The sequence below is a fragment of the Viridibacillus sp. d25.2 genome (assembly GCF_055456015.2).
The window spans coordinates 2824551-2840036 of record NZ_CM196652.1; the positions used below are offsets into that span (position 1 = coordinate 2824551).

A 15486-nucleotide genomic window follows, 5' to 3' on the forward strand; every position below is an offset into this window, starting at 1 on the left:
GTAGAGTTGATTCTATAACTCTACCTATTTGTATTTAATCAATGATAAAATTTAATATCGCCTAAAATCATGGTTGTACTGCTGCGAAGTGATATTCAGCCGATTTATGGTATGCTAATACTATATAATTGTACTTTTCACACTTGGAGGTGTCCTCATGTCCTTTGGTAGCTTACCGGGATGGTTTTTCGTCATCGCATTTGCCTTCTTCATTATATTCTTTATCGTTGCAGAATGGAAAACAAGAAAATAACACGACTAAAAGCGATATGAGATGCTGTCTCCTATCGCTTTTTTATATAACAGTTATATAAATTTGAATTGGTTTACAATAACTGCATCTTCAATATGACCTACAATATCCCCTGCATCATTCTGAATGAAAGGTGGTCGTAATTCTTTTAAGTACTGGATCATGTTCTTATCTTTATAATTTATCTGCTCTAAAATTGAAGCAATGATATTAGGCCACACATCTTCTGACCCATCCATCACCTTTAGCGCAATACCGATTCTTTCCTCTTTTAAAGCGAAGCAATAAACTCCTTGTGCTCCTCCTTTTGCTACAATATTTGAACTTTGCAATAGCGTGCTACATATGAAGTTTTCTGATGCAATCATATTGTAATGGCGGTTCATAGCTTCGGTTAGTTTAACTACAGCTTTTCTTATTTCGATATCGTCAATCAAATCTGGACAACCTAATTTGAGAAAACAAATAGCCATATTTTTAAGCGGAATTGCAAATACCGGAACTCCACAGCCATCAATACCAATTTTAATTTGATCAACTGCCATATTTGATAGTTTGGCAAGTATATGTAGGATTTGCTGTTGTAGAGGATGACCTGGCTGCCAATAGTCATCTACAGGGTAACCTAATTCACGACAAACCGTGATGAAGCCCATATGTTTGCCCGCACAATTGTGATACAATTTGCGCTTTACTTTACCTTCTCTAATGACCTGCTGTTGTGAGCATTTATTTAAAGGATAAGAGGGAGCACAATATAGCTCCTCCTCTTCTACAGGTAATTTCGCTAGCATGCTTTCTAATGCTTCTATTTGGTAAGATTCTCCTCGTTGAGAAGCCATAAATAAAGCAATTTCTCGTTCAGTTAATTGATATTTTTCGATAATATTCGTCATAAATACTGGAATTGCTTGTATCGGTTTAGCTGCAGAACGTAAAAAAACATATTGCTCCGTATCACCGATATTAAAAACTGTTTGCAGTTGATCGTTTACCCCGCAAATGATACCTGTATGTGTATTTTCAAGAACATTCGCTCGATATTCTTTTATCAAAATATCATAAGTCATTAGCAATCACCCACCTTACAAAGGTATTCATCTCACCACCTATAGAGGTGGGAGACTTCTGCTGAAAGAAGTTAAACTTATAAATCTAGTAAGACCTTTTGAGCTTGTATTGCTGCTCCTCTTACGACTCCTTCACTACCAAGCTGTGAATATACAATTTTAAGATTAAGACGAATGGATTGCCATATATAACGGTCACATTTTTCTTCTATAAATTTCCCTATTCCAGGCAACTCATCGATTAAATGACCACTTAAAATAATATATTCAGGCTCATACAAACAAGCGATATTACTAACAGCAAGTGCAATATACGTAGTAACTCGGTCCATAATATTACACGCCCAATTTTCATTTAAACGATACGCATCATACACTTCTTCTATCGAATTGATTGGTTTTACTTTATTGGCATCAGCTATAATGGCACTTTCAGAAATATACGTTGATAAGCAACCTACTTTTCCACAATGGCATATTAAGCCATTAGGATCAATCACTGTATGACCAATTTCTCCAGCGTTATTTGAAGAACCTCGATGTACTTCGCCATGCAGTAATATAGCCGCACCAACACCTGATCCAATGCCTAGTAAAATACAATTATCAGAATCTATTGATTGCCCTATTGTATTTTCAGCTATAATTTTCATCTTAAGCTCGTTGTCAATGATGATATTGTGGGACGTTAATCTCCTTAAATCTGAAGCTAATGCGATGTTCTCCCACTGTAGTTGTTCAGAAATCTTAACGACACCTTTTTCATAATCAATAGAGCCTGATAATCCTACCCCTAGACCGATTACTTTCTTCATCTGAATATGATTTTCGTTGATGATTTGTATTGTTTTTTCATGGATATTATTTAAAGTATCATTATAACTTTCCTGTGATTTTCTCTGGAAAACTTTAAAGTCTACTAGTTCCCCTAGGAAATCTACTAAACCAACTCTTACTATTCGTCGATCTATTTCTACACCTACTGTATATAAAACGTCTGGACATAATTCTAACAATGTCGGTTTTCTTCCAATACTTGTTGATTCAATAAGCGATTCTCGAACAAAACCTTCTTCTTGAAGCTCTTGAACAATTCGGGTAATTGAAGTTGGACTCATTTTCGTTACTTTGGAAAGTTGTATGCGAGAAATTGGTGACATTGCTCTTATTAACTCTAAAACTAATAGTCTATTTTGTTTTTTCATCAATAATTGGTCTTGTTTTTCCATAAGATACACTTCCCTGTTCATAAGTAAAATTCGCGAGAAACATTCCTTATGTTCATATTAATGGAAATTACTAGAAAAATCACTTTATAGCTTATATTCGCGAATAAATTCTACAGCTTGAGAGATATCAGCTTCAGGAGCATTCTTTACTTCTCTTTCTATAGTTAAGTAGCCTGTGTAGTTAATTGCTTGTAGTGCTTTAAAATAGCGGTCAAAGTCCACATCTCCCTTACCTAAAGGAAGCTCTCTGAAAAATTCGCCCGCAGCTACCATTTCAGCAATTTTACGATGATCTACCCCTTCTCCGTATCCTACAAAGCCATAAACATCTCTTGGGTCCGTCTTTTTTAACTGCACGCCATCTTTCACATGGGTATGAACTATATAGTCTTTTAAAATTTCCACCCCTGTAACCGGATCATCCCCTGTTACCATTACCATATTGGCTGGGCCAAAATTTACTGACACACCATTGGTACTTAGACTATTTAAAAACTGCTTTAAAGTCTCAGCTTTTTCAGGTCCCGTTTCAATAGCAAAGTAAGCATTTAGACTTTTCGCGTATTGTCCTAGTTCCTCACAAGCTTGTTGTAATGCATTGTAAATTTCACAATTTGGATCTTTTGGAATAATACCAATATGTGTTGTCACAATATTGGTACCAAGTTCGACTGCCATATCTAATATTCTTTTTGAGCGTTCAACTTTGAGCGCATTTTCTTGTTTGTTTTGAAAGCCATGTCCCCCAAGGTCACCGCATAATGCGGAGATTTCTAAATCTATAGATGTTAAATAGTCTCTCAATTCTTTTCGGCTTGAAGTAGACATATTCTCTGGTGTCATATCACCGGATACGGCATAGATTTGAACACCATCTGCTCCAATTTCTTTTGCTTTTTTAACCCTTCATAAAGAGGTAATCCAAAGCTATCAACTATTATGCCAATTTTATTGGTTAATTGTAAGGTTGATGTCATTCTAATAGCGCACCTCGCTTTTTGTTTCTGCCGCTTTATAAATACCTTCTAAAATTTTCATAATTTCTACTCCATCTTCCACAGGTGCTTGAGAAGCAGTTCCTGTTACACAGCTTTCAATAAATGAGTTGATTTCATTTTGAAAAGCATTTTGAAAGTCGAAACTTAAGTGATCAATTTGAGGTTGCATATTCAAAATTGTATCGTTCTCCTCACTAATTATGACAAGCTCTGGCTCTAGTTCTGCTCCTCCTTTTGTGCCAAATAATTTCACGCCTAGTTCATCCTCTTTAGCATGTAATGTATATGATACGTCAACTAATAATGAGGCCCCATTTTCAAAGGTAATTAGTGCATTTGCTAAATCTTCTACTGTATTTTCTGTTTGATCATAGTCCGCTGTTTTATAAAAGCTTAGATTTTTTATGTTTTTTCGATTGCCTAAATGGTTATACGTATTGCCCGTGATTGATTTCACTTTTGGTCTGCCCATCAAATACCAGCAAATATCGATGATGTGAACCCCGATATCAATTAAAGGGCCCCCTCCGGATTTATTGATATCTACAAACCAACCACCTGGATTTCCTAGTCGTCTCGTATAAGTAGCCTTAGCGTAATAGATTTCCCCTAGTTTACCAGCATCAATAAAGGACTTTAATACTTTAGTATTCGTACCAAATCGTCTCACAAACCCTACCTGAAATACTTTGTTATGCTTGTTTGCTTCTTCTTGAATCGCATAGGCTTCCTCTACTGTCATACATAAAGGCTTTTCGACTAAGATGTGTAAATCATTTTTTAATGCTTCAATGGCAATTTCGGCATGCGTTTTATTCCATGTACAGATGCTTACTGCGTCAACATTCGTGTCTGAAAATAGCTCTTCTAAACTACTAAATACTTTTTTCGCGTCGTATTGTTCAGCTTTTTTCTTCGCTCGGTCAAATACATAATCATAGACACCATATATCGTAACGTCTGGATTATTTGCATACGCTTTAAAATGATGGTCAGAAATTGTACCCGTCCCAATAACACAAACATTTATTTTCGACATGATTTCCGCTCCTTTTTATGAGGTTCATCTGTTAGCAATTTGCCTCAAGCCATAATCGTTTGACATTATCCATCCCTATTTTCGAGCCAATTTCGCAATCTTCCATTCCTTCAAATTCGACTGTCAAATAACCATCATATCCAGAAGACTTTACAGTTTTTATTATTTGACGAATATTAATATCACCATGCCCTACAATTGCACCACGTATATAATTATCATTTACTGTTCTAAACCATTCGCCTGCCCCTGGATTTTCAAAGTACGGCCTAGTATAAAAATCTTTAAAATGCACTGTTGCCGCGTATGGAATATTTTTCTTTACACCTACTAAAGGTTCTTCATCTATACATAGGAAATTCCCTACATCTAATGTTGTTTTAAAATTCGGTCTATTCACAGCATGAATGATTTGTTGAACGCGATCACTCGTTTGAACATTAAAACCATGGTTTTCAATCGTTGTAGTAATGCCAAATTGAGCTGCATAATCTGCGAGTAACTGGCTTCCTTTTACTAATTTATCGAAGTGTTCATTAAAATAATGTATAGTCATATGCTCTTTTGGTAGTGTAAAGGCTGTAACATCATGACGCATAATTTTAATGCCCATTCGATTTACAATATCAACATGTTGCTTCAATCGCTCTACCTCTGCAAAAAATGCCTCTTCAGTCTCTTGAACAAAATTTGCAGGTAAGGAATAAGCTGATAATTCAAGGCCCAGTTGTTGCGCTTTTTCTTTAATTTGATCTGCAAGCTCTGGGTTATCTACTACTGTAAACTCATAAGGGACAAGTTCGACGTGCTCTCCTCCATTATCAGCTACCCATTGAATGACATCTAACACATTCATGGTACCTTCTCTCATTTTCTTTACTAAACTATACGTACTTAAACCAACTTTCATATGGATCACCTCTTCAATTTATTGGTCTAGCAAATGACAAGATGCAAAATGATATTCTTCTTGAAGCCGCTTTCTTTTAGGTTGTACTTTTTTACAAACATCCTTAACAAAAGGACATCTAGTATGAAATGTACACCCTGGTGGAGGGTTTTTCGGACTTGGTATATCACCTTTTAATATGATCTTCTCTTTTCTTAATCGAGGATTCGCAACGGGTACAGAAGATAATAATGCCTTTGTATACGGGTGTTGCGGATTTGCAAAAACCGTCTCTTTTGGACCTGATTCTACGATTCCTCCTAAGTACATGACGCCTATATTGTCACTAATATGTTCAACAACACTTAAATCGTGTGAGATAAATAAATAAGAAATTCCATATTCTCTTTGTAAATCTTTTAATAGATTCAATATTTGAGATTGAATAGAAACATCCAGAGCTGAAACTGGCTCGTCTGCAATTATTAACTGGGGCTTCATGATTAATGCACGTGCAATACCAATCCTTTGTCTTTGACCACCACTAAATTCATGTGCGTATCTTTCAGCATGATACTCACTTAACCCGACAACGTCTAAGATTTCTAATACCTGTTTCTGACGCTCACTAGTCGATAAGTTTGTATGGATAGTCAGTGGTTCTGCAATTATTTCTTTCACTTTCATGCGTGGATTCAGTGATGCATAAGGATCTTGGAAGATCATTTGAACTGATTGTCTCATCTTCTTTAATTGCGATTCTTTTTTATTGGAAACTTCCATACCATCTATCCAAATAGATCCTTCAGTAGGTTCTAATAATCTAGAGATTAGACGGCCAGTTGTCGATTTACCACAACCACTTTCTCCAACAAGGCTGAATGTCTCACCTTTTTGGATTTCAAATGAAACATCACTAACTGCTTGAATAGTTTTTTTCTTCTCAAATAAGCCATTTGACATTTCGAAGGATTTTTTTAGCTTCTCTACTTTCAATATTGTATTAGACATTCGCCTCACCTCGTTTCAAATTCATATAGCCAACAACTGCATAACCTATCATTCTCTAGTGTTTTACAAGTAGGTTCTTGCTCATTACAAATAGGTAAGGCCATATTACACCTAGGAGCAAATTTACAACCCTTTGGCATATTAGATGGATTTGGAACATTTCCTTTTATCGAATCTAATTTATCTTTTTTCTCTCCTAGTTTCGGAACAGATGAGATTAAGCCTTTGCTATATGGATGCTTAGGGTTTTCAAATAAATCGTAAATAGATGCTTCTTCCACAACTTTCCCTGCATACATGACAACTACTCTGTCACACATCTCAGCTACTACTCCTAAATCATGCGTGATTAAAAGGATTGACATTTTTTCATCCTTTTGTAGTTTTTTCATAAGCTCTAATATTTGCGCTTGAATAGTTACATCTAAAGCAGTCGTAGGCTCATCTGCTATAAGCAAGTTTGGATTACAAGACATCGCCATGGCAATCATTACACGTTGTCTCATCCCTCCAGAAAGTTGGTGCGGATATTCATCAATAATTTCATCAGGGCGAGCAATTCCTACTTTAGTGAGCATAGCAATTGCATGTTCTCTTGCTTCACTCTTGCTTAACTTTAAGTGTACCCGGATAGGCTCAGTGAGCTGCTTTCCTATTTTCATCACTGGATTTAATGAAGTCATCGGATCTTGGAAAATCATCGCCATTTGCTTACCTCTTAACTTTCGCATTTCATAGTCGGAAAGATTGACTAAATCTAAGTCATTGAAATAGATATTACCATTTGTGATTTCACCTGTAGTTCCTTGGAACAAACGCATGATGGATAATGATGTCAAACTTTTCCCACAGCCAGATTCACCAACAAGTCCTAACACTTCACCTTCATTGATGTGAAAATTGACTCCATGTAATATTCTCGTTTTCTGCTTTTCCCTCGTAAATTCCGTTTGCAATTCTTCAACCTGAAGTAGTTTTTTAGTCATATCCCGATTCCCCTTAATCGTTCTTCGTTTTTGGATCTAATACATCTCGTAATCCATCACCTATTAAATTAAATGCAAGAACAGTTAAAAAGATGGCTATCCCAGGTACAATTACTACATGTGAAGCTGTGCCTAAATAATCTCTCCCCGTACTTAACATAACTCCCCACTCAGGTGTTTCAGGGCTAGCACCTAAGCCTAGAAAACTTAAACTTGAAGCTGCTAATATTGCTGTACCAATTCGCATCGTTACGAAAATGATAAGACTACTCACTGTTTCAGGGAAAATATGCTTATACATAATACGATGATGTGGTGCACCCATTGATTTTGCAGCTTCCACATACGTGTTTTCTTTGGCCTCTAAAGTGGCACCACGCACGAGTCTTGCAAATGAAGGTATTCCAAAAACAGTTACTGCAATAATTACATTATTTAAACCTGGACCTAAAATTGCTACTATAGCAATTGCTAGAAGTAAGTCTGGAAAAGAAAACAGGACATCACTTGAACGCATAATTAGACGATCCAACCAACCGCCAAAGTAACCACTAATTAAGCCTAAAATGGTTCCTAAAATCGCTCCTAAAAATACAGATGCGAAACTTACACTCAATGAAATTCTCGTCCCCATGATTAATCTACTTAAAATATCTCGGCCATATTCATCAGTACCTACAATATGAGTTTTGCTAGGAGGTTCTAACAAAGCATCATAATTTGGCTTATAAGGATCAAATGGTGTGATGTAAGGTCCCAGGATTGCTATGACAATGAGTATTAAAACAAAAATACTAGCGATGAATGCTACTTTCTGCTTTCTAAAGTTTTTCCAAGATTCTTTTATTGGAGAGTATTTTGGTTGCATTATCACTGCTTTTTCATTTTTATCAATTGAAATGCTCTTCATAAATACCCTCCTTTAGGACTGAATTTGGATTTTCGGATTTAGAACGCTGTATAAAATATCTACTATTAAATTGACGATGATAAATTCAATCGCAAATAGGAGAAGCGCTGACTGAATCACGGGGTAATCTCGAAATGCAATTGAATCAATGAGTAAACGGCCCATTCCTGGGAAACTAAAAACTGTCTCAACAACAACTGACCCACCTAAAAGGAAGCCAAATTGCAAGCCTGCAATCGTTACAACTGGTATTAGAGAATTCCTCAATGCATGTTGGATAATGACAACTGATTCTTTCAACCCTTTTGCACGACCCGTTCGTATATAGTCTGTCTGCAATGTCTCCAATAAAGATGACCTTGTAAATCTAGCAATCATTGACATAATACCTGCACCTAACGTTAATGAAGGAAGAATATAACTCTTAAAACCTTCCGCTCCACCAGTTGGGAGGATACCTAGTTGAACAGAAAATAATTGAATTAATAGTAATCCAAGCCAAAATCCAGGCAGTGAAATACCGGATACTGCTGTTACCATCCCTAAATAATCCGGCCATTTGTTTTTAAATACGGCTGACAAAGCTCCAATTAGCAAACCAACAATAGTTGCCCAAATCATCGCTAAAAATGTTAAATAGATAGATGGCATGAAGCGCGATGTAAACATATCGGAGACTGGTAACCCCGTCTTTAAAGAAGTACCTAAATTACCTTGCAATAAATTCCCCATATAAGAAACGTATTGTTTCCAGATGGGATCATCTAAACCTAATTCTTCACGAACATTCTGGACATCTGCTATAGTCGCATCCTTACCAGCAACCAATCGTGCTGGATCACCAGGAATAAAATGAATAAACATGAATGATAGTATCGAAACTACAATAAGTATTGGTAACATTTCTAACACTCGTTTTATGATATATCGAAGCAAATATACTCCCTCCTTCAAAAGGTGGATACGAGAAAATTTTATATGTGTAGTTTAGCCTTAAAATCATTACCTTTTGGAAAGTAAGAAGCCGAAAAAATTTCAGCTTCTTACGAGCAATATGTTAGGAATTATTTAAAAACAGCATCTTTCACGTTCAACCCACCTGTTGGATCGACAACAACTCCACCTACATCTGAACGAACACCATATACAATTTCATCAACACCAAGGAATATCCAAGGCGCATCTTTATATACAGTTTCTTGAATTTCGCCATATAGTTCTTCTTGTTTTGCTTTATCTGATATTGAATTTGCTTCATTCATCCATTTATCTACTTCTTTGTTGTTGTAATAAGCTGTATTCGCACCATTTGGCGGGAAAGATCCACTATGGAATAATGGTTTTGTTGCATTTGTAATATCTGAAGCATAGGAAGACCAACTTACATACCACATTTGTAGTTTTGCATCATCTGGCGTTTGCGCACCATAAATTTCATCAGAAAGAGTGCCTTCTTCCATCGACTTAATTTCTACTTTTACACCAATTTGTTTTAACTGTTGTTGGATGAATTGCATACCTTTCATCGTGTCAGAGTTTGTATTACCCCAAATCTCTGTTTCAAAGCCATCTGGATAACCAGCTTCTTTTAATAGTCTTTTTGCTTTTTCAATATTTTGTGAATAAGCCTCTTGTTGTTTGTAATAAATCGTTTTTGAAGAAATGATTGAATCTAGCGGTAATCCTAAGCCAAAATTCACTACTTTGATAAATGCATCTTTGTCGACTGCATAGTTAAATGCTTGACGCACTTTTGGATCATTAAATGGTTTTTTATACGTATTAATCGATACATAACGCGCAATTGTTGATGGGATTTTAAATACTTGAATGTTCTTATCGCCTTCCACTTGGGCAATATTTTGAGATGGCACAGGGTAGATAACTCCTGCTTCCCCCGTTTTTAACATCGCCACACGCGAACCATTTTCTGGTACCGGCTTGAAAATAATTTTCTTGACGCGATCTCCTTTTCCCCAATAATCATCAAAACGTTCAATTATTAAATGATCACCTTGAACCCATTCAACAAATTTATATGCACCTGTTCCTACAGGGCTTTTAGGGATATCAGCTACATGTTCTTTCACTAATTTAGGACTTAATATTTTCGCTACTGCAAAGCGAGTGAGCATTGGACTATATGGTTCTTTTAAAGTAACTTTAATTTCATAGTCACTTGTCACATCAATTTTCTTTATCAAACTAAAACCACGTGAATATAATCGTAAGCTCTCATCTTTCATGATTCTCTCAAAATTCACTTTAACTGCTTCTGCATTAAAGTCCTCACCATCATGAAATTTGATGCCTTGTTTTAACTTAAATGTATATTCAAGTGCATCCTTACTGACCGAATAATCTTCCGCAAGCACATTAATAATCTGACCTTCAGAATCGAAGCCAAGTAGCCCTTCTGTCATAGCTGCTTGCACCGAGTTAGAATTTGTATCCCCAGTATTATGAGGATCCATTGAAATGAAGTTTTCATTTACTGCGACAACTAGTTCTTCTTTCTTTTCAGTAGATGGCTCTTTCGCCCCTTTACCTTCACTACTATTTGTTTCTTTCTTGTCATCAGAACATGCAACCATAAAAATGGTGCAAAAAACGACTAACAACAGAACTTTCCATCCATTCCTTTGCAGCATTAACTCATCCCCCTTGTTCTCACTAATTCATAGACTAATATCTAATATAAAGATGAAAGATTTCGAAATGAATAATCTTGAATATGTGAGAAATTTTATAAAATAATTTCTTAACAAAGCTTATGCAAGGAAAAATGATTTTAACACCATGAAAATAATTATTATAAAATCAGTGATTATTAAGCGTATTTATAATGTTTTTCATATTAATTACTCCATTGGTGAAAAAAACAAAAAACGAGCTCTTCTTGTTAAAGAAGAGCTCACATCAGTCTGAAGACAAAATCGAAGAAGTTCGGATTTATCTACAGCCTTTTATTTTAAAAAACATAATAGATAAGACCGTTGATTTCCGCTACGGTGGACGCTTTCCGCGGGCGGGCGCCAAGTCGCTTCGTCGCTATGCTCCTGCAGGGTCTTGGACTGTCCGCTTTTCCCGCAGGAGTCGCCACCTCCGCTCCAATCAACTACACATGTAATATTTTTAACATCTTAAATACTTTCCCCAGTATATTCATCCACTTATATTCTTTGCGAAACCAAACAAAATAAGAGTGGGGATTATATATGTAACCTTCAATAGTGGAAATTGCAGAGAGAGAGGGGTTAACATTTAATCCCCGTTCTCCTAATCAAAGTTAGTGTCTACAGTCTTTTTATTTTTAAAAATAAATAGATAAGACCGTTGATTTCCTCTACGGTGAACGCTTTCCGCGGGCGAGCGCCAAGCCGTTTCATCTCTACGCTCTTGCAGGTTCTTGGACTATCCCGCATTTTCCGCAGGAGTAGCAACCTCCGCTCCAATCAACTACACATGTTATATAAGCAAATCTTTTGAGGTGATGGAAAATGATAACGAAAAAATATAATCCTGAAAGAGATCAAATTTAAATTATTGATTTTTGGCTGTATTTTTAACTCAATTTCTTTTACTACGAAATTATTTCTTTTGATTTGTTACCGATACATACAATAAAAAACAGATTCTCCATACTGAAAGAATCTGTTTTAATCTATATAAAATGCCCTTGCAATAGGCAGTGTTTTTTGCCAACTAGAGAGTGTTTTACAACTTCATATGCTTGGCAAATTGCTTTCTTATTTTCTACCGGCTCTCTTTCTAGCATTTCACATGCATATCTGTATAAATTTGAATTTGCTCCAGAAGCAACCGAGTGCATTACTTCTTCTTGAAGTTTTTCAACGTAAAATAAGATTTTTTGTTCCATCATAGAAAAACTCCTTTTTATTATATTAAATGCACCACCCACGCCAAAGATGTGTATGGGCTATTTATGTAATGTCTATATATATTTTATAACGTCAGACATCTTACTTCTACTATGGTAACTCAATTTTAGCACATAATTTGTCTATTAATTGACAGCAAATTATTCCTATTTATATTGGAACTCTTTCATAAAAACATAAAAATGAATTGCTATTTACTATTAACAATTTTGTTTCAAGAATAATATAGTTGTTTAAAAGATAATAAAGATGTTTCAAAAAGCCCTTCACTCACAAGTTCGAGTATCGGGCTCTTTGAATATCGTTTATAATATTTATATGTATAATTTGGTAATTGAATATTTGATGAATGAGCAATTTCCGGAGGTATTTAAAATGAACAAAGAAAACCATACAGATAGGATTAAAATGAGTGTAAAGCAGCAAATATTGCTAGGTATCGTATTAACCTTGATGATTATTTGCTTTGTGCTTTATGTAGTTTTAGGCATTGATTCTAAATGGCTACAGATTTTGGATTTATTTATTATTTTACTTTGGGGAATATTATTATTTGGGCGATTAAAAGATACAAATGGAATCGGCTGAAAGTTGAAAATAAATGACTTTATTATTTATACATAGTTGCCGAGATCGATCAAGAAGCAAATATATTTCCCCTTCAAAATAACATAGCCAGCAAACCGCAGTGTTGAAACGCGATTTGCTGGCTGTTGATTATATAATAGAAACAAAATCTTATGTAGCGATTATTGACCTATTAGCAAAATGGTTATTTTTCTAATAACTCTATCTATTGAATGACAGCGAAGGTCATCGTTAAGTAGGTGGATAAAGGCATTTTAACGACCGTTCTTGATAGGTGCTCACCATTTGTTAAGTTAAAAGCATTTATTTCACCACGTTCAATAGCATCATCACTATCATTATTGCGAAGATCATACATAGTAAAAATGTACGCTTTATCCCCTTTAATGGTTATTTGTCCCGTAAATGTACTTTTTTGTTTTAGAGCTGAACGTTGATCCTGTGGTATTTTGAAAGTAAGTTTTTTCATCTGTTCTTGATCATTCATCACATACGCTTCTGAATAGTCACTTAAAATAACAATTTGATCATCGACAACCGCTAGTGAGTCTGGATTAAAATTTTCATCACCAATCGAAACTTTTTTGACGGTTTTTAAAGTTTTAGGGTCAATTTTCACAAGCTTCCCTGTATTTATAATTGTATCATCATTATCCGATACAGTCTTCATTTGATTAACTGTATAATACAGATATCCTTTGTAGTATGCTAGTGCCGGATTGCTTGGTAAACCAGTTTGTGAATACTCCTCATCCTCTAAATCTAATTTTTTTGAGGAAATGACCTTATTGTTTTTTAAGTCGACGTGATGGATATACGTAATCGCATCCGGATCAGCCGTCGTAATGTATGCGTCATCCTTTTCAACATGCATGGAATGAGTAAAACCATGTGGAATAACAAAGGATTTCTTGTCATTCGGTTTATTTTGTCGCCAATATACAAGCTTTTGACCGTTATTTAGACTCCCTGCAATGTCATAAATAACATAATTATTATTCGAATAAAGTGAAAAGGAATTACTCGATTGTTTACTCATATCAATTGACTCAATCTTACCTGTTTTCAAGTCGATTGATGTACGCTGTAGAGAGCGGTTATTAACGACATACGCTTTATCGTGGGCTGTCGTCATACCGATTGGGCCCGATAAATCTTGCTTTACGCTTTGCGATAAAAAACGACCTGCCTCATCAATAACGTAAAAACCTCCTGTATCGGAATTACTGTAACTTTTTGATTCCGAAAAGGCTAATAAATATTTGCCATTTTTCATCTCTAATGAGTCAGTTGCTTTGGGTAAATTTTCTACGAGTGGCACTTCTTTCTCCTCTAAAAGAGGGGAATACGCAATGTTAAGAAGGAGGCGTGGTAAAAAATAGCCTGCTGCTGCAATCACAATTAAAATACCACCGATTATGTAAAACCATTTATATTTCTTCATCATTATCTCCTATCTTTAGTTATTTATACTATATTTAAAGAATAATAGTATTTCTTCTTGAGCAAATGCGTACTTATTAATATTATTACTTAATAATGTAAGCGTTAAAATGCTCCTAATAATCTTTTTGATTCAATATAACCTCTCTACTTAATATATTATTTCAATATAATATAATGATATAATATATTCCCATTTAGGTAAAGAGAGAGATTTTTTAAAAAAAGTTTGTTTAGCTACTTTATGCTTAATAATATTTATAGACAAATCGATTCTTGTTTCTTTATGTTAACGAATAATAAAGTTGAGACATTTATAATAAAGCGGTTATCATCTATCGAGATATATTGCATACCTTCAAAGCACTTTAAACATTCATGCCCTTAGAATTCGTTGGTAAACGTCCAATTGTAAATTGTAACTCTTTAAGTTGAATTTGTCTTAAAGCGATTGTTGGATTTGGAAAAAGTTTGATCAAAAAGATACCGCTAACGCTGGATTTGATAGAAATAAATAGACCTCATTTTGAATAAAGATTGTTCAAAATAAGGTCTATTTAAAATATTCATCGTTACTTTTTATTTTCATTTAACGCTAATTTTTATTCACTCCTTTTAATGCATGCATCATATATGCCTATTTCTTATCCCATTCAATGGATTTATCTAACATTATGCCATCCTCAACGTTACTTTCCTTCATAGTATTCGCCTTAGCTTGAATACAGATAAAATAAAGGGGCTCACTTGAATTATTACGCCAGATTCTTTCCCCTTCTTGCGCAACCCTAACCACAGTACCCTCTTTTATTTCAAGAATTTCATCATCAATCATAAATTGCCCTTTCCCCTTGACGAAGATATATAGCTCCTCATTTTCTTTATGTTTATGATAGAAAGGCATCGATATGCCAGGAGGAAAAACATTAAGGGAAACTTCCATCCCTGTACATTGTAAGTTATCTTTTAGAAACACCTTTCCAGGAGCTTTAAATGGTTTTGTATTTTTATACTGGAGAAGATCACCCCACTTGCCTACTTGAACCGCACTAAAGTTGTTACCTTCCAATGTTGAATTCGCAAATTGATCCATACGTATTCTCCTCTCATTTGGTTTTCATGATTTCATTTTTTGTAATATCTAATAAATGAATAGTTCTCCCTACAA

General features: G+C 35.1%; 13 protein-coding genes and 1 pseudogene. 1 reads left to right on the forward strand and 13 read right to left on the reverse strand.

The features are described 5' to 3' along the window. Positions 1 to 306 precede the first annotated feature (306 nt). From ACZLO7_RS14025 to ACZLO7_RS14075, 11 genes and pseudogenes are all read right to left on the reverse strand, one after another. The gene (locus ACZLO7_RS14025; RefSeq protein WP_464939960.1) at positions 307 to 1323 is read right to left on the reverse strand and encodes an asparaginase; all 1017 of its coding nucleotides are present in this window, start codon (positions 1321 to 1323) and stop codon (positions 307 to 309) included. A gap of 77 nt (positions 1324 to 1400) precedes the next feature. Then, the gene (locus ACZLO7_RS14030) at positions 1401 to 2552 is read right to left on the reverse strand and encodes an ROK family transcriptional regulator (RefSeq protein ID WP_464939959.1); all 1152 of its coding nucleotides are present in this window, start codon (positions 2550 to 2552) and stop codon (positions 1401 to 1403) included. An 84-nt stretch (positions 2553 to 2636) separates the two neighbouring features. After that, positions 2637 to 3529, reverse strand: a pseudogene (locus ACZLO7_RS14035) (sugar phosphate isomerase/epimerase family protein). Between the two features lies 1 nt (position 3530). Then, a complete protein-coding gene (locus ACZLO7_RS14040; RefSeq protein ID WP_464939958.1) occupies positions 3531 to 4589 on the reverse strand; it encodes a Gfo/Idh/MocA family protein in 1059 nt (352 codons plus the stop codon). Between the two features lie 31 nt (positions 4590 to 4620). Beyond that, positions 4621 to 5499, reverse strand: coding sequence for a sugar phosphate isomerase/epimerase family protein (locus tag ACZLO7_RS14045; protein WP_464939957.1), 879 nt, complete (start codon positions 5497 to 5499; stop codon positions 4621 to 4623). An 18-nt stretch (positions 5500 to 5517) separates the two neighbouring features. Further along, complete coding sequence (locus ACZLO7_RS14050) at positions 5518 to 6489, reverse strand: ABC transporter ATP-binding protein (RefSeq protein WP_464939956.1); 972 nt, start codon at positions 6487 to 6489, stop codon at positions 5518 to 5520. A 5-nt stretch (positions 6490 to 6494) separates the two neighbouring features. Continuing rightward, a complete protein-coding gene (locus ACZLO7_RS14055) occupies positions 6495 to 7475 on the reverse strand; it encodes an ABC transporter ATP-binding protein (protein WP_464939955.1) in 981 nt (326 codons plus the stop codon). Between the two features lie 13 nt (positions 7476 to 7488). After that, positions 7489 to 8343, reverse strand: a complete 855-nt coding sequence (locus tag ACZLO7_RS14060) for an ABC transporter permease (protein WP_464940000.1) — start codon at positions 8341 to 8343, stop codon at positions 7489 to 7491. 54 nt (positions 8344 to 8397) lie between these two features. After that, entirely contained in the window at positions 8398 to 9321 is a 924-nt protein-coding gene (gene nikB / locus ACZLO7_RS14065) for a nickel ABC transporter permease (RefSeq protein ID WP_464939954.1), read from the reverse strand. A gap of 128 nt (positions 9322 to 9449) precedes the next feature. Continuing rightward, the gene (locus ACZLO7_RS14070; protein ID WP_464939953.1) at positions 9450 to 11036 is read right to left on the reverse strand and encodes a glutathione ABC transporter substrate-binding protein; all 1587 of its coding nucleotides are present in this window, start codon (positions 11034 to 11036) and stop codon (positions 9450 to 9452) included. A gap of 1013 nt (positions 11037 to 12049) precedes the next feature. Continuing rightward, on the reverse strand, positions 12050 to 12268 hold the full coding sequence (locus ACZLO7_RS14075; RefSeq protein ID WP_464939952.1) for a hypothetical protein: 219 nt from the start codon (positions 12266 to 12268) through the stop codon (positions 12050 to 12052). 394 nt (positions 12269 to 12662) lie between these two features. Between ACZLO7_RS14075 and ACZLO7_RS14080 the strand changes: the two genes are divergently transcribed. After that, positions 12663 to 12875: a hypothetical protein gene (locus tag ACZLO7_RS14080; RefSeq protein WP_464939951.1), complete on the forward strand. Its 213-nt coding sequence runs from the start codon at positions 12663 to 12665 to the stop codon at positions 12873 to 12875. 205 nt (positions 12876 to 13080) lie between these two features. On the opposite strand, the gene ACZLO7_RS14085 is transcribed toward ACZLO7_RS14080, so the two are convergent. Both ACZLO7_RS14085 and ACZLO7_RS14090 read right to left on the reverse strand, forming a co-directional pair. Next, positions 13081 to 14322: a hypothetical protein gene (locus ACZLO7_RS14085; RefSeq protein ID WP_464939950.1), complete on the reverse strand. Its 1242-nt coding sequence runs from the start codon at positions 14320 to 14322 to the stop codon at positions 13081 to 13083. A gap of 633 nt (positions 14323 to 14955) precedes the next feature. Further along, on the reverse strand, positions 14956 to 15411 hold the full coding sequence (locus ACZLO7_RS14090) for a cupin domain-containing protein (protein ID WP_464939949.1): 456 nt from the start codon (positions 15409 to 15411) through the stop codon (positions 14956 to 14958). Positions 15412 to 15486 lie beyond the last annotated feature (75 nt).

Bases quoted from the DNA above. Each gene is read 5' to 3' on its own strand.
- ACZLO7_RS14025 (WP_464939960.1), bottom strand. From the start codon at position 1,323: ATGACTTATGATATTTTGATAAAAGAATATCGAGCGAATGTTCTTGAA.
- ACZLO7_RS14030 (WP_464939959.1), bottom strand. From the start codon at position 2,552: ATGGAAAAACAAGACCAATTATTGATGAAAAAACAAAATAGACTATTA.
- ACZLO7_RS14040 (WP_464939958.1), bottom strand. From the start codon at position 4,589: ATGTCGAAAATAAATGTTTGTGTTATTGGGACGGGTACAATTTCTGAC.
- ACZLO7_RS14045 (WP_464939957.1), bottom strand. From the start codon at position 5,499: ATGAAAGTTGGTTTAAGTACGTATAGTTTAGTAAAGAAAATGAGAGAA.
- ACZLO7_RS14050 (WP_464939956.1), bottom strand. From the start codon at position 6,489: ATGTCTAATACAATATTGAAAGTAGAGAAGCTAAAAAAATCCTTCGAA.
- ACZLO7_RS14055 (WP_464939955.1), bottom strand. From the start codon at position 7,475: ATGACTAAAAAACTACTTCAGGTTGAAGAATTGCAAACGGAATTTACG.
- ACZLO7_RS14060 (WP_464940000.1), bottom strand. From the start codon at position 8,343: ATGCAACCAAAATACTCTCCAATAAAAGAATCTTGGAAAAACTTTAGA.
- ACZLO7_RS14070 (WP_464939953.1), bottom strand. From the start codon at position 11,036: ATGCTGCAAAGGAATGGATGGAAAGTTCTGTTGTTAGTCGTTTTTTGC.
- ACZLO7_RS14075 (WP_464939952.1), bottom strand. From the start codon at position 12,268: ATGATGGAACAAAAAATCTTATTTTACGTTGAAAAACTTCAAGAAGAA.
- ACZLO7_RS14080 (WP_464939951.1), top strand. From the start codon at position 12,663: ATGAACAAAGAAAACCATACAGATAGGATTAAAATGAGTGTAAAGCAG.
- ACZLO7_RS14085 (WP_464939950.1), bottom strand. From the start codon at position 14,322: ATGATGAAGAAATATAAATGGTTTTACATAATCGGTGGTATTTTAATT.
- ACZLO7_RS14090 (WP_464939949.1), bottom strand. From the start codon at position 15,411: ATGGATCAATTTGCGAATTCAACATTGGAAGGTAACAACTTTAGTGCG.